The sequence below is a fragment of the Methylobacterium sp. CM6241 genome (assembly GCF_054817845.1).
Window position 1 is genome coordinate 4553126 of sequence record NZ_CM139246.1, and the last position, 25510, is coordinate 4578635.

The window sequence follows — 25510 nt, forward strand, 5'->3', positions numbered from 1 at the left end:
AATGGCGCACCGAGATAAAAGTCCCGTACGGGAACTTTTGCCCCGTTTCGGACCGCCTGAACCCCGCTTGTATCCCGTACGGGAACTTTTCCATGTCCGAGAACCCGAAGGCCGTCGCCGGCCGGTGCAAACTGCCTCTGGAGCTCATCCCCCGGATCGCCCTCGTTCAGGAGGCGGCCGTCCTCGGACTGGGGGCGGACTGCCCGGCCAAGGCGTATGGGCGTTGGAATTGGAGGGACGCCGCCGTCGACGCGGAGACCTACATCGGGGCCCTGGAGCGGCACGCCACCCTTTGGTCCGCGGGCGAGGACCTCGACGAGCAATCGGGGGTCAGCCACCTGGCGCACATCCGTGCCACCTGCGCTATCCTACTCGATGCCATCGACGCCGGGGCGTTCATCGACAACCGCAAGGTCAGTCCAGAAACCATTCGGATCCTGAAGTAATACGACGCGAGCTCGATGCCGGTCGTCGTTAACTGATCACCCCGGGGGCCGTGTCCTCCATTGGGACGGGCCCGGAAAGCTGACAGGCGTTTTGCCACTTTCGCCCCCTCGAATAGGCGTTCTGCCACCCGCCCGGGCGTTTTGCCACCTTCGGGCCCCGGGACAGACGGAATGCCGTCCATCGAGAAAATCGTCATCGGGACGCAAATTAACCGTTGTGCCTTTCCCGTAGGTACCGAATTCGGCCCATTTGCGTACCGCGTTTGGCCTACATGAGGTCCACGTTCTCGCAGCCGTTGGGGTCCCGGCACCGGCCGAGGCGGACCAGCCCCGTCGAGTAGCAGTACGCCCATCCCGCGGCCGCATCTAAATCCTGGACGGTGCTCGTCGTGACGACCGTCCCATCGGGGAACCGGGGGTACCCGTACGCTGTCCCCGTGAGCACCGCCCCATCCGCGGACCGGTCGTCCGGCTCGACGATCCAGTCGTGGAACAGGGGGCGGTCGGGAAGCCCCGTCAGGTCGATCCTCGTGCCGGGGTACCTGTTTCGCTGTGCCATGCCCTGCCGTCCTCATCGAGAAATACGAACGCGGCCGCCTGAACCTGCAGGCCGCAATCGTCCGTGAAATGGCCGGCCTCGAACGGCCGGTAACGGAGTCTGACGGCAACCGGGGGGACGCCCGCATGCGGGATGAGGTCCCCCCGGATCCACGCGTGAACCCCCCGGTGGCCGGTCCGTAAAACCCTGGCCCGAGCCCCTGGCCGGACGATCATCACGACGTCGGCCAGGGTCAGGGAATGGAGGTGAGCCACGACGCGGCCGCGTTCACGGACGGACCAGCAGCGCCTCGTCAGATTCCGATAGACGTCCGTCACCGGAGGGCGAGCGGGGGTAGGCAGAGCGCGACCGCCTCCGCCTCGGACGCCATGCGCAGGGCATCATGCGGTGCGATCCGGCCCTCCGCTTCAAGGGCAATGATACGGTCGATCCGGACGCCTACCGCCAGGGCGATCAGGCCGCATGCCCGGCGGGTCGACCAAGCGAACCGGACCCGCTCGCGGATCGCCGGGAGGCTATCGGGGTGCATGGCGATCCTCCGTCACCAGGGGGAAGGCGTGGGCCATGCCCATCGCGCGACCGCTGATGTCCAGTGCCTGCGTGCCGGGGATCCGCCCCTCGGCCGCCATGCGAATCGCTCGCTGGATGATGGCCTCGGCCGCTCGCCCGACGTCGGCGTCGATGAGGCCTGCCCGGCGCTCGGCCCGGATCTGCAAGAGGCGGTAGTCGAGGATGGGTGCGTGCGTGGTCATGCTCACCCTCCTCAATGCCGGGCCGCGAGGGTCTCGCGACCCGCAAGCACGGTATCCACGAGACGCTGCACACGACGGACGCTCCCCCCTCGCCAGTGCTCCGCGATCAGGCCGAGCTCGTCACCGTCGAGGTCAGGCAGCCAGGAGGCATCCGTCCCCCGCTCCCGCCGGACATCCTGCACGATCCCCCGAGCAAGCGCCGGCAGGTCGGCCAGCGTGGGCTCCGGCATCTGGAAAACCCGGAAGCGGTCGAGCAGTGGCCGGGGCATGCCTGAGGTGCCGTTCGCCGTGGCCAGGAACGTCACGCCCGCGAGGTTCGTGTCGCACTCCAGATAGGGGTCCCTGTAGACCTCGGCGTGATCGAGCATGGGCAGAAGCCCGTCGTGTAACGACCCGTTCGTGGTCCCTGTGCCGGACTTCTCGATCTCGTCGAGGACCACCGCCACCGTCGCGAGGCTCTCTTGCCGGATCGTCTGAAGCGGCACCGAGGCCCTGCCGGATGACCACTGCCGGGAGGTCCCGATGAACGACGCATCGGCCACACCGCTGCATGAGTAGACCGTGCTTGGGAGGCCCAGGGTGGTGGCGATGCTGGTGGCGAGCCGCGTCTTTCCGGAGCCAGGCGGCCCGACAAGCAGGATGGGGGGGAGCCTGGCGAATGGTCTGCCGACGAGGAGGTTCAGGATCCGCTCGATGAGCCCCGCCGCGTGCGGGTACTGCTCGACGAGGTCCCGGCGCGCGACCGCGAGATCGGGCACCGGCCGGCACGGGAGGGTCACCCCGGCGATGGGGGCCCACTCCGCCCTGGGCGTGGTCCCGCCGCTGCCGTGAACGCCGGCCTTTGCACTGCCGGGCAGGTGCTCGACGCTGCGCACGACGAGGAGGCCCGAACCGGTCGCCTCCGGCAGATCGTCCTCGTCGCGGGGGTCGTACCCAGTGTCGTCGCGGACGCGGCCCCACTGCCCGGCCTTAGGCTGCTCGCTCTCGCGAACGGCACGGGCGATCACCTGCAGCGAGGTCAGGGCATCTCGCTGGCGGCGGGTCCACCTTGGCTCCGTCTTCGGGCGCCAGTCGCCACCGTCGCAGTATGCGGCAATGGACATCAGTTCGGCGTGCGTGGTCAGGAGATCCCGGAGCCCGGTGTCGCTGTGGCCGCCCGCCATCGCGATCAGCCAGACGCGGACCGCGCAGCGCAGGGCGCACCCCTGGTCGCCGAGGAAAGCCGCGTAATACACGCACCGTGCCGCGTAATCGGCGTACCGGTCGCGCTCATTGGGGTGCACATTGAGATCGTCCGCCACCTGGTCACACGCACTCTCACACGCCGCGAGCGTCACCAAGTTGACGACGCACGATGACAGCTTCTCCAGCGTCGTGCGGACGTCCGTCCGCAGGTCGATGAAATCGAGGAGGAGCCCGGTCGACCAATGAATGGCATCGGCCAGGGGATCGCAGTCGAAAAAATCGAGCCCGTGATCGAGCTCCTCGACGGACGGGGGATTGTTGCGGGGGAACGGTTCGGGCGCACGGGGGCGCACACCCCGGAGGGCGTTCTTCGTCATCAGGTCTTATCCTTACCAGCGCCCTGCCGACCTCTGTCAGTTGGGCTAGAATGTAACCCTAGTCCGGAGTCCCTAAGAAATCGTCAACGTCCGCGACTTTCGACCAGTATCTGAATGCATCGAAACCACGGAAGTCTTGCAGCAGAAAGATCATCCCCTTGAGCGGCGCATCCAACGGTGCCCGTTTGTGGACGTCCCAATACCGGGCGACCGCGCGTGCGACGGCCGAGATCTCGCGCGCGTCCTCGCGCTCCGAGAGCTTGACCAGCCCGTACAGCAAGGCCGGGGGCAGGCCGTACTTGCGGATGCGATCCCGGGACGTCGTGCGCCTGTTGATGCCGGCGAGCTCGGCCAGGGCGCGGGACCAATCATCGCCCCATACCGCCCCGGCGAGCTCGTCGACGCGTTCGGACAGGGCGAGGTTGTAGGGCTCCTTTTCGAGGGGGATGATCCCACGGTCGGAGCGCATGGAGGCGTCCCGGCCGACGTAGATCAACTCTCCCTTCTCGCCCCCCACCGTCACGAACCCGAGGTGGATCAGGTCGCCGTCATGCTCAGGGTCCCGTTCGTGGGTGGCCCTGAGGTCCAGGACGATTTCAGAGTCGGGAGACATCGGGCGCTTTCCAGGGGGGTGCGAGGAACTCGACGTGCACGAGGCGGAAGACGACGGAGTTGGCCACGACCCACATGCCGGAGCACACGGTGAACGGGCGGCCGGCCAGGGTGATCTGGACGCTCATGCCCCCACCTCCGTGCCGGTCTCGTGGTGCCGTCCCCAGGCCCGGTTGTGCCTCATGGTGGTGGCCGCGCGGTCGGGAATGGCCTTATCGATTCCGACGACCGGCAGGTAGCCGTGGGTCCGATCCCGGATGTCCGGCATGTCGCGGCCGATGCGGGCGCGGTGGACCCCGTCCACGACGATGCCGGTCGTGGCGTCCGGGAACGTGACGATGGGCTGCGTGAACCCGTCCTCCCTGATCGAGACGTGCAGCACGTCCATGTCGTTCGAGGCGACCGCTTTCGGGACGTGGGGGTTCGCCACCAGGGTTCTGGGGCGGACCCAGGTCACCAGGTCGACGGGCTCAGCCCGGAACGGGGAGACCTCGTTCAGGGCACGGCGGGCCTGGTTGAGGGCGTCGACTTGCTGCTCGACGGGCAGTCCGGCGATCTCCCAAGCGAGGGCCGCGGTGAGGGCTTCGATACGCGTCATGTGGACTTTCGCTCCATCCGGATGACGGCCTAATGCCATCGTCCGCTGTCTCCAATATCGGTGACACTATTGGTCGCGTCAATGACGAATAGTGTCGGTGAGTGTCATGAGCCTGCGGATCATCCGGTCCTGGGCCGCGCTACGGCCGTCGCACCAGCCATCGAAGGTCGACCGTGAGACCTTCAGGGCGTCAGCCGCGGCGTCGCGCCCGCCCCGGGTCTTGGCCCATGCCTTTAGACACTCCGACAGGGGTCGGGTGTCCTTTTCCCAGTCCGGTGCGGCCTTAGGCTTGGACGCCGGCGCGGGGGAGTACACTGCGCTTTTCGCATCGTATGCGTTAGCCCAAGGGTCCAGCCGGGGGTCGTCGGGACCGATGCGGCCCGCCCCGAGAGGCTTGTCGAACCGGCTGAACCAGGTCCCGACGTTGCCGTCACCTGTCGCGTCCGGCGGCGGCTTGAACACGGCCGCTAGGGGTTGCCCCACGAGGTCCTCGCGGCCGAGCAGGAGGCGGTAGGCGTCCATGGCGGCGTCGGGCGAGCCGTAGCTCGCCCTCTCCAGGATCTCGCCCCCGTCGTGGGCGCGCAGTCGGACCATCCAAGTCATGAACGGATGCTCTCCAGGATGTCTTTGACCATGTCGTTGGCGTTGCAGCGCTTGTTGCCGCTGTTGCAGAACCCTGCGTACCCCCAGAAGGCCTCGCCGGCATCCGTCTCGGTGTACGTGCCGCGTCCGGTTCCCTTGCGCAGGATGAACAGGTTGATCGGGCCCTTGCGGTCGTCCGACCACATGCCGCTCGTCTCCATTTTGATGTAGTCGCGGACCTGCGCGCCGTCGGGCGAGGTCCAGCGCTCGACGGAGACGATGGTGTAGAGGGCCTCACCACCCGCAAGCGCAAGGGAGGCGGTCTTGCCGACGAGCGCCTTGGCGAGGCCCTCGGTGGTGGTGAGGTCGGCCGGCGCGACGGCCTGGGCCTGCTGCTGCTGGACGGGCTGGGCGACCATGCGGGCCTCGGCCCAAGCCTGCCGGAACGCGGCGCCGAGCGCGGCACGGACGGCGGTGCCGGCGGAGGCCGCGGCCTCGCGGGCGATCCGCCAAGCATTCCTCAGGAGGGCGGAACGGTCGATCTTGGTGGTGGTCATCGGGTGGCTCCATCATCGGCCCGGATCGCCCCGGGAGGCCTCGGCTTGCGCCGGTCATCTAAATGTACCGCAATTTGCGGCATGCACAAGGGCCGCTGGAAATTTACCGCGCTCCCCTGACCGTTAACCGGCGAGGGACGTCCGCGCTGGACGAATCTGCGTGCTGTGCTTCGATCACCTGGTGAAGGGGATCGGACATGCTTGACGAGAAGGCCATCGACGACCTGGCGACCCGCCTCGCGGCCCTGTCGCCCGAGGACGCTGCGCAGGTGCACCGGACGGTGTCGGGCCTCCAGGCCGAGCGCGCCCGGGCCGAGGAGGCGCGCATCGCCACGTTGCGAGCGATGACCGACGAGGAGGCGATCTACTTCGCGGTTGAGCATGCCATGGGCGGCCCGCACGAATTTAGCATGAGCGAGCCATTGGCCCTCTCCCTGCTCCGGGACGCTGGGTTCGTCCGGCACGCCGCCGTCGAGGCGACATACCGCGCCGGGTACGAGCGGGGGTCCTACGACGCTGCCGGCGGATCGCACGATCTCCCGGACGAGGACGACGACGAGTACGTCCGGTACCGGGGTTTCGACCTCGATCGCCTCGTGAAGAAGGGGGCCTGAGCCATGCGTTTCGAGCGCCAGTGGAGTGCGGACGAGATCACCTGTTACGAGGTGATCTTCACCATCGAGGAGCTCCAAGCGGCCGCGGCCGCTACGGGCCTGGACGTGACCGCCTTCCGGGGGATACGTGCCTATCACTACGACAACAATTCCGAACACGAGATGGAGCGCCACGGCATGGATGCCAAGGCCGTGGCGCACATGCAGCCGCTCGTCGTGGACGCCCTTGTGCGCCGGGATCTGGCGATCACACGAAGCTGCGCCTGGCGCATGGCGAAGCTTGAAGGTTGGCGTGTTCTCGACGTCAATTGGGTCCCTGTCCCAGAGCCTGCAGCGGTGGGGGAGAACTGGTGATGCCCGTGTTCGAGTGCACCTCGCGCGTCACCCGGCGCTCCCTCATGAACAAGAGCAAGGACGAGCTCGCGACGCGGGTGATGGAGCTCATGGAGGAGATCGGCACGGTCCGGGACCGCATGGCGAAGGTGGAGGCCGACCGGGCCGACATGATGAAGCGGCGGAGCGACCAGAGACCCTACGAGGAGCGCACGGCCGCCCTGTTCGAGGAACTGCATGCGGCTGCCAAAGCCGCCCTCGGCGAGATCCCGTGCGGGCCGGAATGGTTGGAGCGTCTCCGGTCCGCCGTTGCCACCACGAGGTCGAGTGCCATCCACACCGACGCGGCCGCCCGCGGGCGCATGGACGCACTGGCGCAGTCCTACTTCGAAAAGGTGATCCGGGAGCGCGACGAGGCGGTTGCCCGGGCAGAGTCGGCGGAGGCGGCGTTCGTTGTCTTGACCCCTCAAGGCTCGGAGTTCTACCGCCGCAACCCGGATCGCACCGCCGAGCGCGAATACATCGTCGACGTGCCGGCCTGCGTAGCCTACGTGCGCGGCCGCCTCGACCGAATGCGGGCCAGCGTGGTCGCAGCCCGGCGAGAGACCATGAAGATGCGGTGGCCCCAAGGCGGCAGCAACCCGGTCGAAAATGAGATCCCGGTCGCGGCGATTGATGCTGAACAGATGGCGGTCGCCCTGGTGCCCCTGTTCGCCCCCGTGCCCACGCGGGATTCCGATCTCCCCGCCGTCGTCAGCCCCTGCGCCTGAAAAGAACGGACATGCCCATGCTGGATAGCCAGACCGCTGGCCTGATCGAGAAACTCGGGGACCATCTCGGGATGCGCGAGCCCACGCCGGAGGAGCGTGAAACCTTCGCCGCAGCCATGCAGCGTGCGCTCAACGAGCTCATCCCTGATGACGGCTACACAGTCGTCAACCTCGATGACGACTGGTTGGGCGGGCCAGTCGCGAAGGTGTCCATCTCGGGCAGCCATGACGTGGAGGTGACCACCTACACTGAGGAAGTCACCTTCCATTCCGATGGCAGCTATTCGCGGAGGCTGGGATGACCGAGACACGCGAGGAGGTAAGCGTGAGCGGGTACAGAAATCCGGCTCTGGAGATCCGGGGGCCGTTTACGGATGGCGGCGTCAACGGCATCTCGACGCGCGATGGCCGATCCGTCCTGGCATGGCCCACGGCGGCGGAGGAGGAGGTCATGCTCAAGGCCTTGAACCGCGCTTGGCGAAAGCAGGAGCGAGAGCGGGCCGCGGCGAAGGCGGGGGCCTGAAATGGCGCTCTCCTACCACGGCCGCCGCGAGGCTCTGGAGGAAGGTTTCCGGTCACTTGGATACCGGATCTCGGTCACGGGCGAGAGCGACCGGACGGCGACCGTCTTCATCGAGGACATGGTGGGGTGGGAGGAGCAGACCACCTACGAGGACTACGAGATGGCCATGGCGATCTGGGAGGCCAGGCTCGCAGCCGCCTTCCGTCGCAGGGACCGGCTCGTCGCGGCCGCCTGAGGCCCGCCCCGAACGTGTAAAACGATTCCCAAATCGCGTTTGTGGAATCGTTTTACACGTTCAGGGCGGGCCAAAGCGAAAGGGCCCGGGAGCGACCCGAGCCCTCTTGCCCACGTGAACCCGGCAGACCCGGACGTGTGTGCCATCGAGTGCCAACCAGGCACAGGAATCGAACCCCTCGACAGTCACCGATGATGGTACCCCCGCCGGCGATTCGTTCAAGGGAGGCCGCGGGAAAACCATTGCCACTGGCGTGCTACGCGGGGTCCAGCGGCAGGTCTCGCCGGCTGCTCAACGCTCTGTGGAATGGGCGGCGGCTGCTCTGACGCCTGCCGCTTAGAAGGCGGCTGCTCTATCCAGCTGAGCTACGGAGTCGGGACGCCGCGCTTTTCCTAACACCGCCCTGGAGGGCTGTCATTAGCCCTCGCCGATTGCCTTGGCTGATCAAGTGTGGAGAGCACCGTACGGGCCTGCGCCCCAAGGCAGCAGGATTCTCACGGCTTCCACTACCGCAGATCCTGTGTTTGCGGCATGTTCCGACCAAGGGTGATCGACGATTGAGACAACAATTATAAAGTCCAATCCTCGTCGATCCACGGCTCGCCTAAAGCTCCTATAAAAAACCGTACCTTCCTGCAAATTTCAGCATTTTCCGCGACAAAGCCTACTTCGCGGCGCATGCCGGAAGTAGGCTTTGTCGGATGACCCGGATGATACTAGGTCGGGTCTTTGGAAAAGACTCAGGCCGCCTGCTTCTTGCGCGGGCCGCGACGCTTCTTTTCCGGCGCGGGAGCGACAGCTTCTTCCACCGGCTCGCTCACAACCTCTTCTGGAGCTGACTTGGTCACAGTCTTACGACGCTGCTGGCCGAGACCGAGTGCACGAGCTAGCTCGGACCGTTGTTCGGAATAAGCGGCGGACGTCATCGGATAGTCGGGCTGCAGACCCCATTTTGCCCGGTATTGCTCAGGGGTCAGTCCCCGTAGCGTGAGGTGACGGCGAAGCGTCTTGTACTGCTTGCCGTCTTCGAAGCTGACCAAGTAATCCGGGGTCACGGAGCGGCGGATCTCCTGCGGCGTCGCCTTGGGCGGCCCAGTGTCCACCGCCGGTGCATTGCTCGTGCTCACAGTGCGAATGGCTTCGTGCACATCGCTTAAAAGCTTAGGCAGTTCCGCGCTTTGAACGTGATTGTTGCTGACGTAAGCGGAAACGATATCAGCCGCTAAGGTGATAAGACGAGCCGATTCAGTGTCTGATTCACTCATGATATTCGTACCATCGATTCAATTTGTTGAAACTGTACACGAGACTAAGCTCTGTTTTCACCTATCGCAAGATGTTATTGCAGGAAATTCGGTGTTTTAAGGATCATTCGCTCGTGTGTATCGGGTTTTCGCCGTCTGCGAGAGCCATATCATGCGATCCCCATACGTTTGGGCGTGGCACCAAGCAGAGTTTATCCATCATTTCAGCGCATCAACGCCTCGCGGCGGCTCGCTCATCACCAGACCCGACAAAGGTCGCAGGGGAAAACTTCGTGGGTGGGATTGTCTGCCGGTCAAAACAATCACGACTGGCAAATCCACCTGGGCCAACCTCGAAGTTCCATCCGGGGGTAAGTCCGCTCCCGCCACTTCGCATAAGCTCAAAGGTCGTTGCGGCAGCCGAATCCAACTGCACGGCGCACTGCCACGCATCGGGAAGATCCATCATTCAGCCCTGTCGGTGGGGCTATTTGTCCAGATGTCATGCCGTGATCCCGATGTTGGAGTAGAAGGTGATTTTCCACCTTCGCCGAATAGCAGATGTCGCGGCTTCTGGTGCGGAAGGCCGGCAAATCGTAGAAATTAAGAGTTTGCAATCGTATACCTCCCCTCTCATGACGTTTCGAGGTAGGAGTTCGGCAGCGGTAGCGGCGGATCTTTGGCCTCCTCGTCTGACATCTTCAAGGTGCTCGTGGAATTGTACCTTCCTCTCGCATCAGGAAAAGCTTCTTAGAAACAAGCATCTACTTCGATGGGGCATACGGTGAGTTTTTCGACTTCCATTGAGCGACAAGAAACTTACCTCATCGCCGTGTTGGCAGGCGACGGTGGCTAACCTGTTCAACGGAAATCCGTTCCCTGTAACTTCAGTCAAAATCGCACCTTATGCAAAAAGTATGCGTCGTATTGCTGCGAATATCAGCGGCACGATGAGAGGCAGATTCTCAAGCGGTCTCTTTTTAAGATGAGTCGTGAAGGTCGGTCTGAAATATCCGCCGTAATTTTGCTGAATATGGATGTCCCGTCAACGGGACGAACAAAATACAACTAATGCGCGTGGGGATAGTCTTTGTCGGGTCGGAGAGGAAGGAGGATGAAGTTGGACTCGTTGGTCGCTTCGATGTCCGAGAATCGACGTATGGCTGTCGCAACTCTGCGGCCGAGCCAGCCTATGGCGATGCGCTCTCGCATGGGAAATGCGCTGCCAGAAATATTGTATACGCATTGTTCGAATGACGCCGCGTGAAGTCTCGGCGCCAAGTTCCAATTTCCGTCAGTCGACCGATCCGGCGATACCCGAGCCACGCCCCATAATATGGACAGGCCCGGATAGTGTAGTGAGTCCTGTCCGCGTCGTTCGTTTAATCCAGCCCGAGCATGAGGCCAATATTCTGAACGGCGGCACCGGAGGCGCCTTTACCAAGGTTGTCGAGCCGGGCAACGAGCAGCGCCTGGGAATGGTCCGGTGTTCCATAGACCCTTAGTTCGAGACGATCAGTATCGTTCAGGCCCTCGGCATCCGGCTTGTCGTTCGGGCTGGTCTGTATCACCGTCACCAAGGTGTTGCCGGCGTAATGGGCTGCGAGAGCCGCTTCCAATGCTGCCGCATCCGGACGCCCCGGCAGAGTATCGAGGTGAAGCGGAATGCTGACCAACATGCCCTGGCGGAAGTTTCCCACGGATGGGATGAAGATTGGCCTACGGGTCAAGCCGCCATAGGTTTGAAGTTCCGGCAGGTGCTTGTGTGCAAAGCCGAGGCCGTAGAGCTGAAAGGCCGGCGCGTCGCCGGCCTCATAGGCTTCGATCATGCTCTTGCCGCCACCGCTGTAGCCGCTCACCGCATTGACGCTGATCGGCGTGTCCGACGGCAGCAATCCAGCGTCGACAAGGGGCCGTACCAACGCGATCGCCCCGGTGGGATAGCAGCCGGGATTGGCGACGCGCCGCGACTCGCGGATCACCTGTGCTTGGCCGGCGTTCAACTCAGCGAAGCCGTAAGCCCAACCGGGGCTGACGCGGTGGGCAGTGCTCGCATCGAGAATGCGGGGACCGCCAGCCGGAAGAGCATCGGCCAAAGCCACCGTTTCCTTAGCAGCGTCGTCGGGCAGGCAGAGGACGACGAGATCTACGTCAGCCAACAGCGCCCGTTTGACCGCGATGTCTTTGCGGCTCTCATGAGGGATACTTTTCAGGGAGACGCGGCCCTCGCGCTTTAGGCGTTCGCGAATGCCGAGCCCGGTGGTGCCGGCCTCCCCATCGATGAACACCGTGGGCTTCGCCAATCCGCTTTCGCTCATTTGAAAGGTTCCGTTTGTCTCGCCGTGGGATAACCGCCCTGCGCGCTCGCGAGGTGAAGGCTCTGGCTTCTCAAGTCAATGTTGCGGTACCGGAGCCTTCGCGGTCGAAGCACCTGTATCGTCGTGCTTTCACACGGATTGATGACACGTCACACCCCGGGAACTGGCCCTTCCGGCGCATGTTGATCGCATGGAAACAAGCAAAGGCTTGAACGATGGCCGCCAGCGCAGAGAAGTCCGATCCTAAGCTGTGGGATAAAATCAAGTCCGAGGTCACCTCCTCGGATAAAGGAGGCAAACCCGGCCAATGGTCCGCCCGCAAAGCTCAAGCGGCGACGAAGGCCTATAAGGAGGCCGGAGGCGGTTACAAGGGACGGAAGTCCAAGGACAACAGCCTTACGCAATGGTCCAATGAGGAATGGGATACGAAATCCGGCGAGCCGAGCAGCGAGACGGGCGAACGGTATCTTCCGAAGAAAGCACGTTCCTCCTTGTCAAAGGAGGAGTACGACCGCTCGACCCGAAAAAAGCGTGCTGACACCAAAAACGGGAAGCAGTTTTCCAGTCAGCCGAAGGACGTAGCCGAGAAAGCGGCCTCCGCCCGGAAAGGCGGATCCAAGTCCCGCAAGGCCTCGGATGGGCCCACCAAGGCCCAACTAATGCAGAAGGCCCGATCGGAAAATATCCGCGGTCGCTCGAGTATGTCGAAGGACGAGTTGCAGAAGGCGCTTCATGCCTCCTGACCGTGGGAGGATTGGCAGATCCCACGCTTCCTTGGCATCGTGGTTGAACGGAAGCGAGCCACGCCGAGTTCTGCCCTATATCTCTGTTCTTCCAGGACCCGTTTCGATGATCGCCAGACCCGTCGTGCTCGCATCTTGTCTCGTCCTATTGCTGACGGGGACCGTACTTGCTCAGAGCATTTGGGCTCCGGCCGGCATCGGCACGGCTCCATCGCAGAGTGGTGAAGCTGGCACACCCTCAGGGAGCGCCTCTGACATGCCATCGACAAACTCCGTTTCTCCCGGGTCTCCGGTTGGAAAGCCTCCGGTCGGTGGTGCGGGTGCGGCATCGGGGCCGTCCTCCAGTGCGGGCGTCGGAACCGGCGTCGGTGGCCCCCCTGGGACCGGCGCCCTGCCGGGTACCGGTGGAACATCCGGCGGTCCTGGTGGAATTAACCCCTGATCCCGCCGATCCGGTTTTGATGTCACGTTCTCCGCAATCCCAACCTTTGAGAGGTCTTCACATGCCCATCCGCCTGAAGTCGCTCGCGGCCGGCTTCGCGACCCTCGTGGTTCTCGTGACAGGGTTCAGCGAAGCTGAGGCGTCCTGCCTGCGCAAAGTTGCCAACCGGTCGACATTGACGCTTGTAGTGGGCCAAGGGGATGGTGGAGCAGTGACGGTTCGCCCCGGCACGTCGAGGACAATCAGGCTCGATGGGTCGGCTCCGGTAGACGTGACCGGCTATTGCGACGTTCCGCGCCGAGGCGCACCCTTCGGACAACCCGTTGTTCAGCGCAGCTTTCCCGTGACGGCGGTCATGGATCGCTGCTTCTACGAGGTCGGGAATGGGTTCTTCGAACGCGAACTCGGCCCGAGCTTCTTTCCGCGCGACGATACCGGAGCGTTTGCCCTGAACACTCCTCGTCAGGGGGATCTCGCTCTGGGTCCATCCGGCGAATTCTGCCCTGCAATCCGATAAGGCTCACCCGAAACGGATATGAAAAAGGCCCGCATGCATTGCATGCGGGCCTTTTTCTCATTGTACCACGTCCGTAATTGTCAGATCGCGGCAACCTTCCGGTTGATGGCGAGCGCGCCCAAGGTCGCGACCGCACCCGACAGTAGGTAGACGCCCACCCAAGCAAGGCCGAATCGGCTCGACAGGCTCAGCGCCACCAGCGGCGCGAAGCCAGCTCCGATCAGCCAGGCGAGATCGGATGTGAGCGCCGCGCCGGTATAGCGATAGCGCGTGCCGAGATACTCGGTCACCGAGCCTGATGTCTGCCCGTAAGACAGGCCGAGCAGACCGAAGCCGACGAGCACGTAGATCGTCTGGCCGGTTTCGCTATCGCCGAACAGCAGCGGTGCGAGAATACTGGCGAGGCTGAACAAGCCGATCAGGCTGGCCGCGATGCCGACGAGCCGACGCCGGCCCACCTGATCCGCGACGATTCCCGAGATCACAATCGCGCCAGCGAAGACGATCGAGCCGACGAATTGTACGAGCAGGAACTCGCCGGCCGAGCGCTTCGTGAACAGGGTGATCCAGCTGATCGGGAAGATGCTGACGAGATGGAACAGTGCAAAACTCGCCAGCGGCACGAAGGCGCCGATAAGGACAGTTCGTCCCTGTGCGCGGATCATTTCCCAGACCGGGGTCGGGGCGAGTTCGCGCGTCTCGAGAAGCTGCGTGAACTCCTCGGTTGCCACGAGGCGAAGTCGCGCGAAAAGAGCGACAACGTTTACCGCGAAGGCCACGTAGAACGGGTAACGCCAGCCCCAATCGAGGAAGTCGTCCATGGTCAGGTTGGCAAGAAAGAACGAGAACAGGGCACTTGCGAGCCCGAAGCCGATGGGCGCTCCAAGCTGCGGGATCATCGCATACCAGCCCTTGCGGTCACTGGGGGCTTTGATCGACAGAAGCGAAGCGAGGCCGTCCCACGCGCCGCCTAGCGCGAGCCCCTGCCCTATACGGAAGGCGGCGAGCAGCCAGACCGAGGCCATCCCGATGCTGTGATAGGTCGGCAGGAACGCGATCGACACCGTCGAGCCACCGAGCAGGAACAGGGCGATCGTCAGTTTCACGCCTCGCCCATGCCGTCGGTCGATCTCCATGAAGATCACCGAACCGATGGGCCGTGCCACGAAGGCGAGAGCAAAGAGGGCGAACGCGTAGAGCGTGCCTTCCAGGGGCGGGACGAACGGAAAGAAGACCTTCGGGAAAATCAGCACCGAGGCGATGCCGAAGACGAAGAAGTCGAAGAATTCCGATGTCCGGCCGATGAGGACACCGACGGCAATGTCGCCGGGCGCGACTTCGGGTTCGGATGCGCTGGCCCTGGCACCTGCACTCAGATGCGGAGGGGTCTGCAACGCGTAATCTTGGCTCATGGACGGCCATTCGCTGCTTGAAGGGTGGGAAGGACACGCCGCACTTGGCGCATCCCTGTGTTCCGATTATGAGGGCTTGTTGCACTGCGGCAAAGCGATGCAACGTCACGTTTCGCGGATCAGCCAGGCATATGTCCCGCGGGTGATGCTTCCCTTCTTACTGCCTTCCGCGATGGAAATCAGCTATGCTCTCAACGCCCGGCTGATTGAAGCCGCACGCACTTGCCAGGGCGCCTTTGCACTGCGCAGGAGAAGCCCGTATCGAACCGGCATCGCGGCAAGCGATCCAGTACGAGCCGCCGCTTTTCGTAAACCAAATGTTTCCTCCCGACGTTCCGCCCGCGGACGTCTCACTGCAGCCGGTCGGATGTCATCCAGATCCTTGCGCGCTCTCGCATTCCTGCCTCTCATGGCCCTTCTCTCGGGCTGCAACATGGTCGTCATGCAGCCAGCGGGCGACATCGCCACGCGGCAGCGTGACCTCATTGTCGCCTCGACGGGGCTGATGCTGCTGATCATCCTTCCGGTGATCGCCTTCACGCTCTTTTTCGCTTGGCGCTATCGCCAATCGAACACCGAGGCTGAGTACGACCCCGACTGGCACCACTCGACTCAGCTCGAAGTGCTGATCTGGTCGGCGCCTCTCGTGATCATCATCGCCCTCGGGGCGCTGACCTGGATCAGCACACATACGCTCGATCCCTACCGGCCCCTGAGCCGCATCGACGCTTCCCGTCCGCTTACTGCGGATGTGAAGCCGTTGACGGTCGAGGTCGTGGCACTCGATTGGAAGTGGCTGTTCTTCTATCCTGATCAGGGCATCGCCACGGTGAATGAACTGGCGGCGCCGGTGGATGTGCCAATCAATTTCAAGATCACCTCGGCCTCGATGATGAACTCTTTCTTCATTCCGGCGCTGGCGGGACAGATCTACGCCATGGCCGGAATGGAGACGAAGCTGCACGCCGTCATCAACAAGGCGGGCGTCTACGAAGGTTTCTCCGCCAATTATAGCGGGGAAGGCTTCTCGCGGATGAACTTCAAGTTCCACGGGCTTGACCAGGGCGGCTTCGACCAGTGGGTCGCCAAGGTGAAGGCAGAGGGCAAGGAGCTCAACCGCGACGCCTACATCGCCCTGGAGAAGCCGAGCGAGCGCGAGCCGGTGGGCTACTATTCCAGCGTTGCGCCGGGGCTCTACAGCGCCATTCTGAACATGTGCGTCGTCGAGGGTAAGATGTGCATGGGCGAGATGATGAGCATCGACTCTAAGGGCGGCGCCGGCAAAGAGAGCCACGCCAACCGGGAGCGGCTTCGTTACGACGACCGGCATGCCGTCCGCGGCGAGGAGGCCCAGGGGGCGACGTTCCCAGCCACCGAAAAGAAGACGCGCAGCCAGGAGGTCGACCCGGACAAGGGGCATGATCACCACCACGACCATTCCGGGTCCGAGACGAAGCAAAGTGACCCTGCCCCCGCGCAGCTGAACCGCTAGGCCGACGCGATGACGCGCGGCCTTCGGGACAGGCGCATCACAGCGGCGGCACCATTAAATTGAACCCATGAGAGACCAGTACCGAATCGATCGGTACGTCCCCTCGCCGACAACCGGGAACGAAGCGATCCCATGTTTGCCAATCTCGATCTTCAGAAGCTCGTCTTCGGGCGACTGACTCTCGAAGCCATTCCGTATCACGAGCCGATCCTGCTCGTTACGTTCATCGGCGTCGCCATCGGTGGCGTCGGACTACTGGGCCTCATCACCTATATGCGCTGGTGGGGTCCGCTGTGGCGCGACTGGTTCACCTCCGTCGACCACAAGAAGATCGGCATCATGTATGTCGTTCTCGCGCTGGTGATGCTGCTGCGCGGCTTCTCCGACGCTCTCCTCATGCGCTCGCAGCAGGCCATCGCCTTCGGCGCCAACGAGGGCTACCTGCCGCCGCATCATTATGACCAGATCTTCACTGCCCACGGCGTGATCATGATCTTCTTCGTGGCGATGCCTCTGGTCACCGGTCTGATGAACTTCGTCGTGCCGCTGCAGATCGGTGCACGCGACGTGTCATTCCCATTCCTCAACAATTTCAGCTTCTGGATGACCGTCAGCGGCGCCGCGACGATCATGGCGTCGTTGTTCGTCGGCGAGTTCGCCCGTACCGGATGGCTGGCCTACCCGCCTCTCTCCGGCCCTGCCGGAAGTCCCGGCGTCGGCGTCGATTATTACATCTGGGGGCTTCAGATCGCCGGCATCGGCACCCTGTTGTCCGGCATCAATCTGATCGCCACCATCGTGAAGATGCGCGCGCCTGGCATGACCATGATGAAGATGCCGATCTTCACCTGGACCGCGCTCTGCACGAACATCCTTATCGTCGCCGCTTTTCCGATCCTCACGGCCGTTCTCGCGCTGCTCTCCCTCGACCGCTACGTGGGCACGCACTTCTTCTCGAACGACCTCGGCGGCAACCCGATGATGTACGTGAACCTCATCTGGATCTGGGGTCATCCGGAGGTCTACATCCTCATCCTACCCGCCTTTGGAGTGTTCTCGGAGATCGTCTCCACCTTCTCCGGTAAGCGGCTCTTCGGCTACGCATCCATGGTCTACGCCACCGTGGTCATCACGATCCTGTCCTACCTCGTCTGGCTGCACCACTTCTTCACGATGGGCTCGGGTGCCTCCGTGAACTCGTTCTTCGGCATCACGACGATGATCATCTCGATCCCGACGGGGGCAAAGCTCTTCAACTGGCTCTTCACCATGTACAAGGGCCGCATCCGTTTCGAGGAGCCGATGCTCTGGGCCATCGGCTTCATGGTGACCTTCACCATCGGTGGCATGACCGGCGTTCTCCTCGCCGTGCCCCCGGCCGATTTCGTACTTCACAACAGCCTGTTCCTCATCGCTCACTTCCACAACGTCATCATCGGCGGCGTGCTGTTCGGTATGCTGGCCGGCATCACCTACTGGTTCCCCAAGGCCTTCGGTTTCAAGCTCGATCCGTTCTGGGGGAAGATGTCGTTCTGGTTCTGGCTCACGGGCTTCTACTTCGCCTTCATGCCGCTCTACGTCCTCGGCCTGATGGGCGTGACGCGCCGCGTGCAGCATTTCGACGATCCGTCGCTGCAGATCTGGTTCATCATCGCGGCCTTCGGCGCCGGGTTGATCGCGCTCGGCATCCTCTCTTTCATCATCCAGCTCGTCGTGAGCTTCATGCGGCGTGAACAGCTGCGTGACGTGACCGGCGATCCGTGGGGCGGCCGTACCCTAGAATGGTCGACCTCCTCGCCGCCGCCGGACTACAACTTCGCCTTCACGCCCGTGATTCACGATCACGATGCGTGGTCGGACATGAAGCGCCGTGGCTATGCCCGACCGCTCCAGGGTTTCCGCCCGATCCACATGCCGAAGAACACCGGCACGGGCATGATCCTCGGCATCCTCAGCATCGGCTTCTCGTTCGGCATGATCTGGTACATCTGGTGGCTTGCCGCACTGACGTTCATCGCCATGGCCGTCGTCGCCATCGGGCATACGTTCAACTACAACCGCGACTTCCACATCCCGGCCGACACCGTGATCGGTACCGAGGCTGAACGGACCCGGTTGCTCGAAGGTCGGGTCTGAGAACCATGGCGTCGCACGCTCCCACCCTTGCCAAGGAAGGCGAGGCACCCTCCTTCTACATGGAGGAGGATCACCATCCCGAAGGCGGCACCATGCTGGGCTTCTGGATCTATCTGATGAGCGATTGTCTCATCTTCGCGGCCCTGTTCGCCACATACGCCGTTCTCGGTCGAAACTATGCGGCAGGTCCTTCTCCCAAGGATCTGTTCGACCTGCCGCTGGTGGCGTTGAACACGTCGATGTTGCTGTTCTCGTCCATCACCTATGGCTTCGCCATGCTGGAGATGGCCAAGGGCGAGCAGCGGCGGATGCAGCTCTGGCTCGGCGTGACCGGCCTATTCGGCCTCGCCTTCATCGGCCTGGAGCTCTACGAGTTCGCACACCTCATCCATGAAGGCGCCGGGCCGCAGCGCAGCGCCTTCCTGTCGTCGTTCTTCACCTTGGTGGGCACCCACGGCCTGCACGTGACGCTCGGCTTGGTCTGGCTCGTCGTGCTGATGGTCCAGACCGAACAGAAGGGCCTTATCCCGGAGAACCAGCGCCGGCTGCAGTGCCTTTCGATGTTCTGGCACTTCCTCGACGTGATCTGGATCGGCGTCTTCACCTTCGTCTATCTCATGGGAGTGCTGCAATGAGCGCCGCCAGCCAGTCCGCCCATGCGGCGGACCACGAAGAGGATGTGAAGGGCCACGGCGACCATAGCGGTCACGGCTCGTTCAAAGGGTATGTCACCGGCTTCGTGCTGTCGGTGATCCTGACCGCGATCCCGTTCTGGCTGGTCATGGGGGATGTGCTCGGAAACCCGCGTCTCACCGGCCTCGTCATCATGGGCTTCGGTGTGGTGCAGATCGTTGTCCACATGGTCTACTTCCTCCACATGAACACGAAGTCCGAGGGTGGGTGGACGATCCTGGCGCTTATCTTCACCCTGACGCTCGTGGTGATCACGCTCACAGGCTCCGTCTGGGTGATGTATCATCTGAACACCAACATGATGCCGATGACGCCGACCAGCTTGCATCAGCACCACTAGCGCACCGTCCCAATTACTGGACGCCGGTTTTCGGGAAGAACGATGCGAGACCAGTACCCTACGGCCACGTCTCGGATCACGTATCCGAGGCGTGGCCTTATTTTATCGTCTCGGCATTCTGATGAGAACGGATAGATCCCTCCGGCCCTCGGGCACTGGCCTCGCGGTGGTCGGCGTTCTGTCCCTCCTGGCCGTAGCCGCCTTCCTTGCGCTGGGCACTTGGCAGGTCCAGCGCCGCGCGTGGAAGCACGACCTGATCGCCCGCGTCGATGCGCGGATCCATGCCGCTCCGGTCCTCGCACCTCGGCAGTCGGATTGGCCCTCGATCGATGCCGGCACCGACGCCTACCGCCGGGTCTACGCCACCGGGACCTTCGCGAACGATCGGGAAACCCTCGTCCAGGCCGTGACGGAACTCGGCGGCGGATATTGGGTAATGACGCCGCTGGTGGGCGCGGACGGAACGACCGTCCTCGTCAATCGCGGCTTCGTCCCCGCCGATAAGCGCGATCCCGCATCGCGTGAACTTTGCCGGACCATAGGCGAAACCCAGGTCACCGGCCTACTGCGCATCTCTGAGCCCGGCGGCGGCTTTCTGCGCCACAACGATCCTGCGGCCGATCGCTGGTACTCGCGCGATGTCGCAGCCATCGCTGCTTCGCGAGGTCTCGGAGCGACCGCGCCCTACTTCATCGATGCCGAGGCCGGGCCTGATCCCGGCATCTACCCTATTGGTGGGCTCACCGTGGTGGCCTTCAGCGACAACCACCTCGTCTACGCCCTGACATGGTACGCGCTCGCCATCATGGCCGCGGCTGGTGGCGCCTACGTCATCCGCGACGGTATGCGCCGGCGCGGCGCCTGAGACTCTTAGCTCTCCTCCGGAACCCAGCCGATGGACTGCCGGAGGAATCCCATCCCAAGGGCGAGGAAAGCGGCCGTCTCGGAATTGTCCTTGCCGTAGCCGTGACCTCCGGCCGCCGGTTCGAAGAAAGCCGGGTCGTACCCGAGATGGCGTAGCTTCTCCGCCATCTTGCGGGCATGCCCCGGATGGACGCGGTCGTCGCGTCGCGTCGTGGCTATGAGGATCGGCGGATAGGGCTTGCCCGCTTCCGCTGTGTGATAGGCCGAGATGGCGCCGAGGAAGCTCCAATCCGCCTCCACATCGGGCTCGCCGTATTCGGCGATCCAGCTCGCGCCCGCCAGGAGTTTCGAATAGCGCCGCATGTCGATGAGGGGGATCGTGCAGAACAGGGCGCCGAAGCGCTCGGGGTAGCGGGTCAGCATGTTGGCGATGAGGAGGCCGCCATTCGAGCCGCCCTGCGCGGCGATGCGCTGGGGTTTCGTGACTCCGCGCGCCACCAAATCGGCGGCCACCGCCGCGAAATCGTCATGCGCCAGCGCCTTGCCCTCGCGCCGGCCGGCCTGATGCCAGCGGGTGCCGAACTCGCCACCGCCACGGATGTTGGCGACGACGCCGACGCCGCCCTTCTCCAGCCAGAGTTTGCCGAGCACCGCCTGGTAGGTGGGGAGCAGCGAGATCTGGAATCCGCCATAGGCTGACAGATGCACCGGCGCGTCACCGCTGGCCCCAGTCGGCCCGACCTGGACGTAGGGGATGCGCTCGCCATCCACCGAGATGGCCTCGTGGCGGGTGACCGTCAGGCCTTTCGTGTCGAAGGCCGATGGCGTCGTGCGCAGGATGGTGGGAGCCGAGAGATCGCCGGGGATCGACAGCAGCGTCGGCGGCGTCAGCGGATCCTGAACCATCGCGAGGAGCGACCCGTCCGACTCGCTCTGCTCGGAATCGAAGGGCCAGACGGATACGCTGCCGATTTCCGGCAGGCCAGGAAGGCTGAGGCGGTTCCAGCCGCCCTCCCCCGGTTCGAACACGCTGTAGGACGGGCGCAGGTCGTCGAGGGCATCGACGATGAGGCGCGGCCCGGCCCAGGAGACGTTCTGCAGCGCCCGGCGGTCGGAGGGCGTCCACAACACGGTGAAGGCGCGATCCCCGTCGAGGAACGCCGGAAGGCCGATGGCGAGGACCGTATCGGGCACGTGGAGCGCGCCGCCGATGCTCCATTCAGAGCGGGTTCGGATGACGAGATGGTCGCCGTGGAGAGAGATTTCGGCGTCGGTGGGGGCGTCGATGCGGTGGGTCGGGCCAGTTCGGTCGCCGATATGCAGGATGCCGTCGAAGAAGCCGGTGCGCTCCATGAACACCACGCGCTCGGAGGGCGAGGCGTGGTCGACCTCGCCCCAGAGGCCCATATTTTCGGGCGCGGTCTCGAACAGGATGGTGGCCGCGAGCGGGTCCTGGCCGCGTGTCCAGAGCCGAACCGTGCGGGAATAGCCGGAGCGGGTGGCCATGCCCTCGCCGAGGGCGCTCGACAGGATCAGCGTGTCGCGGTCGAGCCAATCGGCCCCGCCCTTCGCCTCGGGAAGGGTGAAACCGTCGGCGACGAAGCTGAGCGTCGGCAGGTCGAACTCGCGCAGGATGGTGGCGTCGCCCCCTCCCCGACTCAGCTTCAGCAGGGCGCGGTCATGGGCGCCGGGGATGAGCGTCGCACCGCCCCAAACCCAGTCCACGCCTTCGGTTTTTGCCAGGGCGTCGATGTCGAGAAGGGTTTCCCAGGCGGGGGTGCCGGCGCGGTAGGAGGCTTCGTCGGTGCGCCGCCACAGGCCGAGGGGATGCTCGGCATCGCGCCAGATATTGTAGAGGAGCTGGCCGCGCCGTGACACGAGGGGGATCTTGTCAGGCCGGTCGAGAATGGCCTTCACCGCCTCGCGGTCGCGCTCCATGACAGGGTCGGTGAAGCGGGCCAGCGTCTCGGCGTTGCGCGCTTCGACCCAGGCGACGGCCTCCACGCCCTCCACCTCTTCGAGCCAGAGATGGGGGTCGTCATCGGGTTCGGCGCGGGTGGGACGGGGGTCGAAGGAGGGTTTCGTCGGCTGGATCATGCCCCGAAACTAGGGCGATTCCACCGGAATGGCGACGGCTTCCGAGCGGAATCGGACCCCCCATTCGAGCGGTACGCGACGGGTCTTTGCGTGAACCTTAACCCTCGAGCGTTCCCCAGCTCGGCTTCCAGGCGCTTTGCGGATCGATGACCACGATTTCCATGCCGCCCTCGTTGGCCACATGCACGGCGATGCCGAAGGCCTGGGCGATGGGGAGCAGGCCGGTGGTGCTGAACTGGCGTCCGTCGGCGAGCTTCACTTCGCCCTTCACCTCGCCGCCGGCCTTCGACAGGCAGAGCGTGACCGCGGTGACGACGGGGGCGTGAACGCGCCGGAAGACGTTGGGCATCGAGTGACCTTCGGACTGTGTCGCGACAAACGAAAAGGGCGGCACGAGGCCGCCCTTTCCAAAACTCGAGAGAACCGAAACGCTCAGCGCTTCGAGAACTGGAAGCTGCGGCGAGCCTTCTTGCGGCCGTACTTCTTGCGCTCGACCACGCGGCTGTCGCGGGTCAGGAAGCCTTCGCGCTTCAGGGGCGCGCGCAGCTCGGGCTCGTAATAGGTGAGCGCCTTGGACAGGCCGTGACGGACGGCGCCGGCCTGGCCGGAGAGACCGCCGCCATGCACCGTGACCGTGATGTCGTACTGGTCGACGCGGTTGGCGATGGTGAGGGGCTGACGCAGGATCATGCGCAGCACGGGGCGGGCGAAGTAGGTCTCGACCGTGCGGCCGTTGACCACGACGGTGCCGTTGCCGGGCTTGATCCAGACGCGGGCGACCGCGTCCTTGCGCTTGCCGGTGGCATAGGCACGGCCCTGGGCGTCGAGCTTCTGAACGTGGACGGGGGCCGCGTTCTCGGGATCTTCGACGTTGGCGCGGTTCAGGTCGGAGAGGGACTGGAGGGTCGCCATGATCAAGCGCTCACGTTCTTGCGGTTGAGGCTGCCGACGTCGAGCGCCTGCGGCTGCTGGGCGGTGTGGGGATGCTCGGTGCCCTTGTAGACCCGGAGGTTGCCCATGATCTGGCGGAACAGCGGTCCACGGGGGAGCATGCGCTCAACGGCCTTCTCGACCACGCGCTCGGGGAACCGGCCGTCGAGGATGAACTTCGCGGTCCGCTCCTTGATGCCGCCCGGGTAACCGGTGTGGTGGTAATACACCTTCTGCTCGCGCTTGCGGCCGGTGAACTTCACCTTCTCGGCGTTGATGACGATGACGTTGTCGCCGCAATCGACGTGGGGCGTGTAGGAAGCCTTGTGCTTTCCACGCAGGCGCATCGCGATGATGGTGGCGAGCCGGCCGACGACCAGACCCTCCGCATCGACGATGATCCACTTCTTGTCGACGTCGGCGGGCTTCAGAGAAAAGGTCTTCATCCCGTGGCGTTCCGTATGATGTCTTGCAAAACGATGCGCCGCCACGTGAGACACGCAGCGGCGTTGGAGGCTGCAATACGGGTCTGCGGATGAGTCGTCAAGGCATTTCGGGTGAGGGGAATCGGCAAAAACCTCAAGGAAACGAAGCATTTCGGGGTTGAGGTATTAGGATACCGCATCCTTCGCGCTCCCCTCCCACCCTCGATTGCATCCTTCGAGGCCTCCGCTTCGCTGCGGCGCCTTGCAATAGCGACTTGGATTATGGTCGCCGTGTTCCGTGAGGAATGCCCCACCCCGGATGGCCGTCCGGAGTGGGGCGGTCGGCCGTCGGATCGTTGGCGCCTGAGCCTTTTGGCTGCTCCTGAGCAAGATCGCGGTCGGCCTCTTCATCGAACCCGGATGGTTGCCTGAACGTCGTGGTTCGCTTGCAAGGCAGGGTCGACGAAGATGACACACAGTAGCACGAAGACCGGTCCGGCCGTAGCCGGGATCGATGTCGGCAAGGATTGGCTCGACCTTGCCGTCGACGGATGCGACGAGCGTTGGCGCCTGCCCAACACCGGTGAGGGGCGGGCCGAACTCGTCGCGGTGCTGATCCGTCTCGGGATCGGCCGGGTCGGCCTCGAAGCCTCCGGCGGCTATGAGCGCAGGGCTACCGCTGCCCTGCGCGAGGCGGGCCTCGACGTGGTCCTGTTCCAGCCCCGGCAGGTCCGCGCCTACGCGACCTTTCGCCTGCGCCGGGCCAAGACCGACGCCATCGATGCCGGACTGATCGCCGCCTGCACGGCGGCTCACGGACCCGGCAGGCCAGCCCCCGATCCGCGCCTGGTCGCCCTGGCCGAGCCCCTGCGCCTCGTCGAGCAGATCGACGAGGACGTCGTCCGCCTCAAGACACGGCGGGAGGCCTATCAAGACCCGCGCATCCGCGAGCACATCGCCATCGAGATCCAGCGTCTCAAGGCCGAGCGCGCGGCGCGGATCAAGGCCCTCGTCACCGCTCTGCGCGCCCATGACGATCTCGCCCGACGCCTCGACCTCGTCCTCAGCGTTCCCCGCATCGGGCCGCGCACCGCCCTCACCCTCATCGTGCGCATGCCCGAACTCGGAGACCTCTCCCGCGAGCAGGCCGCAAGCCTCGCCGGTCTCGCCCCCTTCGATCACAGCTCCGGCCGACATCAGGGCCAGCGCCGCATCGCGGGAGGACGCGCCACCGTTCGAACCGCCCTCTACGCTGCAGCCCTGCCCGCCGCCTTCCGATGGAACGACGCCCTCGTCCGACTCTACAAACGCCTCAAGGACGCCGGAAAATCCCACCAGAAAAGTCTCGTCGCCTGCGCCAGAAAGCTCCTCACTTACGCAAACACCGTCCTCGCCAGAGACACGCCATGGCAAAAGACTAATGGTTGCTCAGGATGAGGGGGATGGGTGGGAATGGTCGGACGCTCCGGTGGGTTCGAGACTGGGCACGTCGCCATCGGTGAGCGAGACCGGCTGAAACTTGAAGAAGCCTGGTTGTCCGGGCCTGGGCTATCCGGCACCGGCTCCCCCCTCTCCCCTCTGCGGGAAAGGGTGGCCCACGAAGTGGGTCGGGTGAGGGGAGCGCCCTATCCGGAGAGGCCGCTCCCTCTCCCGCCTGCTCCGCAGGCACCCTCCCCCGCAGAGGGGGGAGGGTGGCGCGCCGGCTCACCGCTCG

32 protein-coding genes are annotated in these 25510 nt (G+C 64.2%); 15 read left to right on the forward strand and 17 right to left on the reverse strand.

From position 1 onward, the window contains the following. Nucleotides 1-92: 92 nt before the first annotated feature. Nucleotides 93-446: a dATP/dGTP diphosphohydrolase domain-containing protein gene (locus tag ACYQR9_RS21340; RefSeq protein ID WP_461227960.1), complete on the forward strand. Its 354-nt coding sequence runs from the start codon at nt 93-95 to the stop codon at nt 444-446. Nucleotides 447-714: 268 nt separating this feature from the next. Here ACYQR9_RS21340 and ACYQR9_RS21345 read toward each other — a convergent pair whose 3' ends face one another. The 10 genes from ACYQR9_RS21345 to ACYQR9_RS21390 all read right to left on the reverse strand — a co-directional run bounded on the left by ACYQR9_RS21345 (nt 715) and on the right by ACYQR9_RS21390 (nt 5668). Then, the gene (locus ACYQR9_RS21345; protein WP_461227961.1) at nt 715-1005 is read right to left on the reverse strand and encodes a hypothetical protein; all 291 of its coding nucleotides are present in this window, start codon (nt 1003-1005) and stop codon (nt 715-717) included. After that, nucleotides 963-1322 carry a hypothetical protein gene (locus ACYQR9_RS21350; RefSeq protein WP_461227962.1) on the reverse strand — a complete coding sequence of 120 codons (360 nt, stop codon included), beginning with the start codon at nt 1320-1322 and terminating at the stop codon, nt 963-965. The genes ACYQR9_RS21345 and ACYQR9_RS21350 overlap by 43 nt, the downstream gene beginning before the upstream one ends. Then, complete coding sequence (locus tag ACYQR9_RS21355; protein ID WP_461227963.1) at nt 1319-1534, reverse strand: hypothetical protein; 216 nt, start codon at nt 1532-1534, stop codon at nt 1319-1321. The genes ACYQR9_RS21350 and ACYQR9_RS21355 overlap by 4 nt, the downstream gene beginning before the upstream one ends. After that, nucleotides 1521-1757 carry a hypothetical protein gene (locus tag ACYQR9_RS21360; protein ID WP_461227964.1) on the reverse strand — a complete coding sequence of 79 codons (237 nt, stop codon included), beginning with the start codon at nt 1755-1757 and terminating at the stop codon, nt 1521-1523. The genes ACYQR9_RS21355 and ACYQR9_RS21360 overlap by 14 nt, the downstream gene beginning before the upstream one ends. An 11-nt stretch (nt 1758-1768) precedes the next feature. Next, complete coding sequence (locus ACYQR9_RS21365; RefSeq protein WP_461227965.1) at nt 1769-3319, reverse strand: AAA family ATPase; 1551 nt, start codon at nt 3317-3319, stop codon at nt 1769-1771. A 58-nt stretch (nt 3320-3377) separates the two neighbouring features. Beyond that, nucleotides 3378-3932, reverse strand: a complete 555-nt coding sequence (locus ACYQR9_RS21370; RefSeq protein ID WP_461227966.1) for a hypothetical protein — start codon at nt 3930-3932, stop codon at nt 3378-3380. Next, nucleotides 3916-4059, reverse strand: coding sequence for a hypothetical protein (locus ACYQR9_RS21375; protein WP_419952763.1), 144 nt, complete (start codon nt 4057-4059; stop codon nt 3916-3918). The genes ACYQR9_RS21370 and ACYQR9_RS21375 overlap by 17 nt, the downstream gene beginning before the upstream one ends. Then, nucleotides 4056-4529: a ParB N-terminal domain-containing protein gene (locus ACYQR9_RS21380; RefSeq protein WP_461227967.1), complete on the reverse strand. Its 474-nt coding sequence runs from the start codon at nt 4527-4529 to the stop codon at nt 4056-4058. The genes ACYQR9_RS21375 and ACYQR9_RS21380 overlap by 4 nt, the downstream gene beginning before the upstream one ends. 78 nt (nt 4530-4607) lie before the next feature. Beyond that, nucleotides 4608-5132, reverse strand: a complete 525-nt coding sequence (locus ACYQR9_RS21385) for a hypothetical protein (RefSeq protein WP_461227968.1) — start codon at nt 5130-5132, stop codon at nt 4608-4610. Continuing rightward, a complete protein-coding gene (locus ACYQR9_RS21390) occupies nt 5129-5668 on the reverse strand; it encodes a hypothetical protein (protein WP_461227969.1) in 540 nt (179 codons plus the stop codon). The genes ACYQR9_RS21385 and ACYQR9_RS21390 overlap by 4 nt, the downstream gene beginning before the upstream one ends. 197 nt (nt 5669-5865) lie before the next feature. Between ACYQR9_RS21390 and ACYQR9_RS21395 the strand changes: the two genes are divergently transcribed. Genes ACYQR9_RS21395 through ACYQR9_RS21420 form a run of 6 tightly spaced genes read left to right on the forward strand, consistent with a single transcriptional unit; the run spans nt 5866 to nt 8143 of the window. After that, a complete protein-coding gene (locus tag ACYQR9_RS21395; RefSeq protein ID WP_461227970.1) occupies nt 5866-6282 on the forward strand; it encodes a hypothetical protein in 417 nt (138 codons plus the stop codon). Nucleotides 6283-6285: 3 nt separating this feature from the next. Next, nucleotides 6286-6636 carry a hypothetical protein gene (locus ACYQR9_RS21400; protein WP_461227971.1) on the forward strand — a complete coding sequence of 117 codons (351 nt, stop codon included), beginning with the start codon at nt 6286-6288 and terminating at the stop codon, nt 6634-6636. Next, nucleotides 6636-7385: a hypothetical protein gene (locus ACYQR9_RS21405; protein WP_461227972.1), complete on the forward strand. Its 750-nt coding sequence runs from the start codon at nt 6636-6638 to the stop codon at nt 7383-7385. The genes ACYQR9_RS21400 and ACYQR9_RS21405 overlap by 1 nt, the downstream gene beginning before the upstream one ends. 17 nt (nt 7386-7402) lie before the next feature. Then, nucleotides 7403-7687 carry a hypothetical protein gene (locus tag ACYQR9_RS21410; RefSeq protein WP_461227973.1) on the forward strand — a complete coding sequence of 95 codons (285 nt, stop codon included), beginning with the start codon at nt 7403-7405 and terminating at the stop codon, nt 7685-7687. A 23-nt stretch (nt 7688-7710) separates the two neighbouring features. Further along, nucleotides 7711-7908, forward strand: coding sequence for a hypothetical protein (locus ACYQR9_RS21415; protein ID WP_461227974.1), 198 nt, complete (start codon nt 7711-7713; stop codon nt 7906-7908). 1 nt (nt 7909) lies between these two features. Then, nucleotides 7910-8143, forward strand: a complete 234-nt coding sequence (locus ACYQR9_RS21420) for a hypothetical protein (protein WP_461227975.1) — start codon at nt 7910-7912, stop codon at nt 8141-8143. 740 nt (nt 8144-8883) lie between these two features. On the opposite strand, the gene ACYQR9_RS21425 is transcribed toward ACYQR9_RS21420, so the two are convergent. Further along, nucleotides 8884-9408: a Ros/MucR family transcriptional regulator gene (locus tag ACYQR9_RS21425; RefSeq protein WP_056432877.1), complete on the reverse strand. Its 525-nt coding sequence runs from the start codon at nt 9406-9408 to the stop codon at nt 8884-8886. Between the two features lie 1361 nt (nt 9409-10769). Continuing rightward, the gene (gene argC, locus ACYQR9_RS21430) at nt 10770-11705 is read right to left on the reverse strand and encodes an N-acetyl-gamma-glutamyl-phosphate reductase (RefSeq protein ID WP_461227976.1); all 936 of its coding nucleotides are present in this window, start codon (nt 11703-11705) and stop codon (nt 10770-10772) included. A 215-nt stretch (nt 11706-11920) separates the two neighbouring features. On the opposite strand from argC, the gene ACYQR9_RS21435 reads away from it, so the two are divergent. Beyond that, entirely contained in the window at nt 11921-12448 is a 528-nt protein-coding gene (locus tag ACYQR9_RS21435; protein WP_461227977.1) for a hypothetical protein, read from the forward strand. A gap of 503 nt (nt 12449-12951) precedes the next feature. Continuing rightward, a complete protein-coding gene (locus tag ACYQR9_RS21440) occupies nt 12952-13407 on the forward strand; it encodes a hypothetical protein (RefSeq protein ID WP_461227978.1) in 456 nt (151 codons plus the stop codon). Nucleotides 13408-13487: 80 nt separating this feature from the next. Here the strand turns inward: ACYQR9_RS21440 and ACYQR9_RS21445 are convergent, their stop codons facing one another. After that, complete coding sequence (locus ACYQR9_RS21445) at nt 13488-14819, reverse strand: MFS transporter (RefSeq protein ID WP_461227979.1); 1332 nt, start codon at nt 14817-14819, stop codon at nt 13488-13490. A 367-nt stretch (nt 14820-15186) separates the two neighbouring features. Between ACYQR9_RS21445 and cyoA the strand changes: the two genes are divergently transcribed. The 5 genes from cyoA to ACYQR9_RS21470 all read left to right on the forward strand — a co-directional run bounded on the left by cyoA (nt 15187) and on the right by ACYQR9_RS21470 (nt 20345). Next, entirely contained in the window at nt 15187-16311 is a 1125-nt protein-coding gene (gene cyoA, locus ACYQR9_RS21450) for a ubiquinol oxidase subunit II (RefSeq protein WP_461225336.1), read from the forward strand. Between the two features lie 132 nt (nt 16312-16443). Beyond that, nucleotides 16444-18447, forward strand: a complete 2004-nt coding sequence (gene cyoB, locus ACYQR9_RS21455; RefSeq protein ID WP_056432857.1) for a cytochrome o ubiquinol oxidase subunit I — start codon at nt 16444-16446, stop codon at nt 18445-18447. 5 nt (nt 18448-18452) lie between these two features. Next, entirely contained in the window at nt 18453-19082 is a 630-nt protein-coding gene (cyoC, locus tag ACYQR9_RS21460; RefSeq protein WP_056432855.1) for a cytochrome o ubiquinol oxidase subunit III, read from the forward strand. Then, a complete protein-coding gene (gene cyoD / locus ACYQR9_RS21465; RefSeq protein WP_056432852.1) occupies nt 19079-19480 on the forward strand; it encodes a cytochrome o ubiquinol oxidase subunit IV in 402 nt (133 codons plus the stop codon). Before cyoC ends, cyoD begins: the two co-directional genes overlap by 4 nt. 121 nt (nt 19481-19601) lie before the next feature. Beyond that, on the forward strand, nt 19602-20345 hold the full coding sequence (locus tag ACYQR9_RS21470; RefSeq protein WP_461227980.1) for an SURF1 family protein: 744 nt from the start codon (nt 19602-19604) through the stop codon (nt 20343-20345). A 5-nt stretch (nt 20346-20350) separates the two neighbouring features. On the opposite strand, the gene ACYQR9_RS21475 is transcribed toward ACYQR9_RS21470, so the two are convergent. From ACYQR9_RS21475 to rplM, 4 genes are all read right to left on the reverse strand, one after another. Next, nucleotides 20351-22441, reverse strand: coding sequence for a prolyl oligopeptidase family serine peptidase (locus ACYQR9_RS21475; protein ID WP_461227981.1), 2091 nt, complete (start codon nt 22439-22441; stop codon nt 20351-20353). A 97-nt stretch (nt 22442-22538) separates the two neighbouring features. Next, nucleotides 22539-22790, reverse strand: a complete 252-nt coding sequence (locus tag ACYQR9_RS21480) for a hypothetical protein (RefSeq protein ID WP_056432842.1) — start codon at nt 22788-22790, stop codon at nt 22539-22541. 83 nt (nt 22791-22873) lie between these two features. Then, the gene (gene rpsI / locus ACYQR9_RS21485; RefSeq protein ID WP_026175762.1) at nt 22874-23353 is read right to left on the reverse strand and encodes a 30S ribosomal protein S9; all 480 of its coding nucleotides are present in this window, start codon (nt 23351-23353) and stop codon (nt 22874-22876) included. A gap of 2 nt (nt 23354-23355) precedes the next feature. Continuing rightward, complete coding sequence (rplM, locus tag ACYQR9_RS21490) at nt 23356-23817, reverse strand: 50S ribosomal protein L13 (RefSeq protein WP_056252523.1); 462 nt, start codon at nt 23815-23817, stop codon at nt 23356-23358. A 447-nt stretch (nt 23818-24264) separates the two neighbouring features. Between rplM and ACYQR9_RS21495 the strand changes: the two genes are divergently transcribed. After that, entirely contained in the window at nt 24265-25233 is a 969-nt protein-coding gene (locus ACYQR9_RS21495; RefSeq protein ID WP_461227982.1) for an IS110 family RNA-guided transposase, read from the forward strand. The last annotated feature ends 277 nt before the right edge of the window (nt 25234-25510 follow it).

Excerpts from the sequence above, each read along its gene's own strand:
- rpsI (WP_026175762.1), bottom strand. The coding sequence starts at position 23,353 with ATGGCGACCCTCCAGTCCCTCTCCGACCTGAACCGCGCCAACGTCGAA.
- ACYQR9_RS21495 (WP_461227982.1), top strand. The coding sequence starts at position 24,265 with ATGACACACAGTAGCACGAAGACCGGTCCGGCCGTAGCCGGGATCGAT.
- ACYQR9_RS21395 (WP_461227970.1), top strand. The coding sequence starts at position 5,866 with ATGCTTGACGAGAAGGCCATCGACGACCTGGCGACCCGCCTCGCGGCC.
- ACYQR9_RS21480 (WP_056432842.1), bottom strand. The coding sequence starts at position 22,790 with ATGCCCAACGTCTTCCGGCGCGTTCACGCCCCCGTCGTCACCGCGGTC.
- ACYQR9_RS21445 (WP_461227979.1), bottom strand. The coding sequence starts at position 14,819 with ATGAGCCAAGATTACGCGTTGCAGACCCCTCCGCATCTGAGTGCAGGT.
- ACYQR9_RS21355 (WP_461227963.1), bottom strand. The coding sequence starts at position 1,534 with ATGCACCCCGATAGCCTCCCGGCGATCCGCGAGCGGGTCCGGTTCGCT.
- ACYQR9_RS21345 (WP_461227961.1), bottom strand. The coding sequence starts at position 1,005 with ATGGCACAGCGAAACAGGTACCCCGGCACGAGGATCGACCTGACGGGG.
- rplM (WP_056252523.1), bottom strand. The coding sequence starts at position 23,817 with ATGAAGACCTTTTCTCTGAAGCCCGCCGACGTCGACAAGAAGTGGATC.
- ACYQR9_RS21380 (WP_461227967.1), bottom strand. The coding sequence starts at position 4,529 with ATGACGCGTATCGAAGCCCTCACCGCGGCCCTCGCTTGGGAGATCGCC.
- ACYQR9_RS21400 (WP_461227971.1), top strand. The coding sequence starts at position 6,286 with ATGCGTTTCGAGCGCCAGTGGAGTGCGGACGAGATCACCTGTTACGAG.
- cyoC (WP_056432855.1), top strand. The coding sequence starts at position 18,453 with ATGGCGTCGCACGCTCCCACCCTTGCCAAGGAAGGCGAGGCACCCTCC.
- ACYQR9_RS21360 (WP_461227964.1), bottom strand. The coding sequence starts at position 1,757 with ATGACCACGCACGCACCCATCCTCGACTACCGCCTCTTGCAGATCCGG.
- cyoA (WP_461225336.1), top strand. The coding sequence starts at position 15,187 with ATGTCATCCAGATCCTTGCGCGCTCTCGCATTCCTGCCTCTCATGGCC.
- ACYQR9_RS21405 (WP_461227972.1), top strand. The coding sequence starts at position 6,636 with ATGCCCGTGTTCGAGTGCACCTCGCGCGTCACCCGGCGCTCCCTCATG.
- ACYQR9_RS21435 (WP_461227977.1), top strand. The coding sequence starts at position 11,921 with ATGGCCGCCAGCGCAGAGAAGTCCGATCCTAAGCTGTGGGATAAAATC.
- cyoD (WP_056432852.1), top strand. The coding sequence starts at position 19,079 with ATGAGCGCCGCCAGCCAGTCCGCCCATGCGGCGGACCACGAAGAGGAT.
- ACYQR9_RS21440 (WP_461227978.1), top strand. The coding sequence starts at position 12,952 with ATGCCCATCCGCCTGAAGTCGCTCGCGGCCGGCTTCGCGACCCTCGTG.
- ACYQR9_RS21410 (WP_461227973.1), top strand. The coding sequence starts at position 7,403 with ATGCTGGATAGCCAGACCGCTGGCCTGATCGAGAAACTCGGGGACCAT.
- ACYQR9_RS21370 (WP_461227966.1), bottom strand. The coding sequence starts at position 3,932 with ATGTCTCCCGACTCTGAAATCGTCCTGGACCTCAGGGCCACCCACGAA.
- ACYQR9_RS21420 (WP_461227975.1), top strand. The coding sequence starts at position 7,910 with ATGGCGCTCTCCTACCACGGCCGCCGCGAGGCTCTGGAGGAAGGTTTC.
- ACYQR9_RS21475 (WP_461227981.1), bottom strand. The coding sequence starts at position 22,441 with ATGATCCAGCCGACGAAACCCTCCTTCGACCCCCGTCCCACCCGCGCC.
- ACYQR9_RS21470 (WP_461227980.1), top strand. The coding sequence starts at position 19,602 with ATGAGAACGGATAGATCCCTCCGGCCCTCGGGCACTGGCCTCGCGGTG.
- argC (WP_461227976.1), bottom strand. The coding sequence starts at position 11,705 with ATGAGCGAAAGCGGATTGGCGAAGCCCACGGTGTTCATCGATGGGGAG.
- ACYQR9_RS21385 (WP_461227968.1), bottom strand. The coding sequence starts at position 5,132 with ATGACTTGGATGGTCCGACTGCGCGCCCACGACGGGGGCGAGATCCTG.
- ACYQR9_RS21390 (WP_461227969.1), bottom strand. The coding sequence starts at position 5,668 with ATGACCACCACCAAGATCGACCGTTCCGCCCTCCTGAGGAATGCTTGG.
- ACYQR9_RS21340 (WP_461227960.1), top strand. The coding sequence starts at position 93 with ATGTCCGAGAACCCGAAGGCCGTCGCCGGCCGGTGCAAACTGCCTCTG.
- cyoB (WP_056432857.1), top strand. The coding sequence starts at position 16,444 with ATGTTTGCCAATCTCGATCTTCAGAAGCTCGTCTTCGGGCGACTGACT.
- ACYQR9_RS21425 (WP_056432877.1), bottom strand. The coding sequence starts at position 9,408 with ATGAGTGAATCAGACACTGAATCGGCTCGTCTTATCACCTTAGCGGCT.
- ACYQR9_RS21365 (WP_461227965.1), bottom strand. The coding sequence starts at position 3,319 with ATGACGAAGAACGCCCTCCGGGGTGTGCGCCCCCGTGCGCCCGAACCG.
- ACYQR9_RS21375 (WP_419952763.1), bottom strand. The coding sequence starts at position 4,059 with ATGAGCGTCCAGATCACCCTGGCCGGCCGCCCGTTCACCGTGTGCTCC.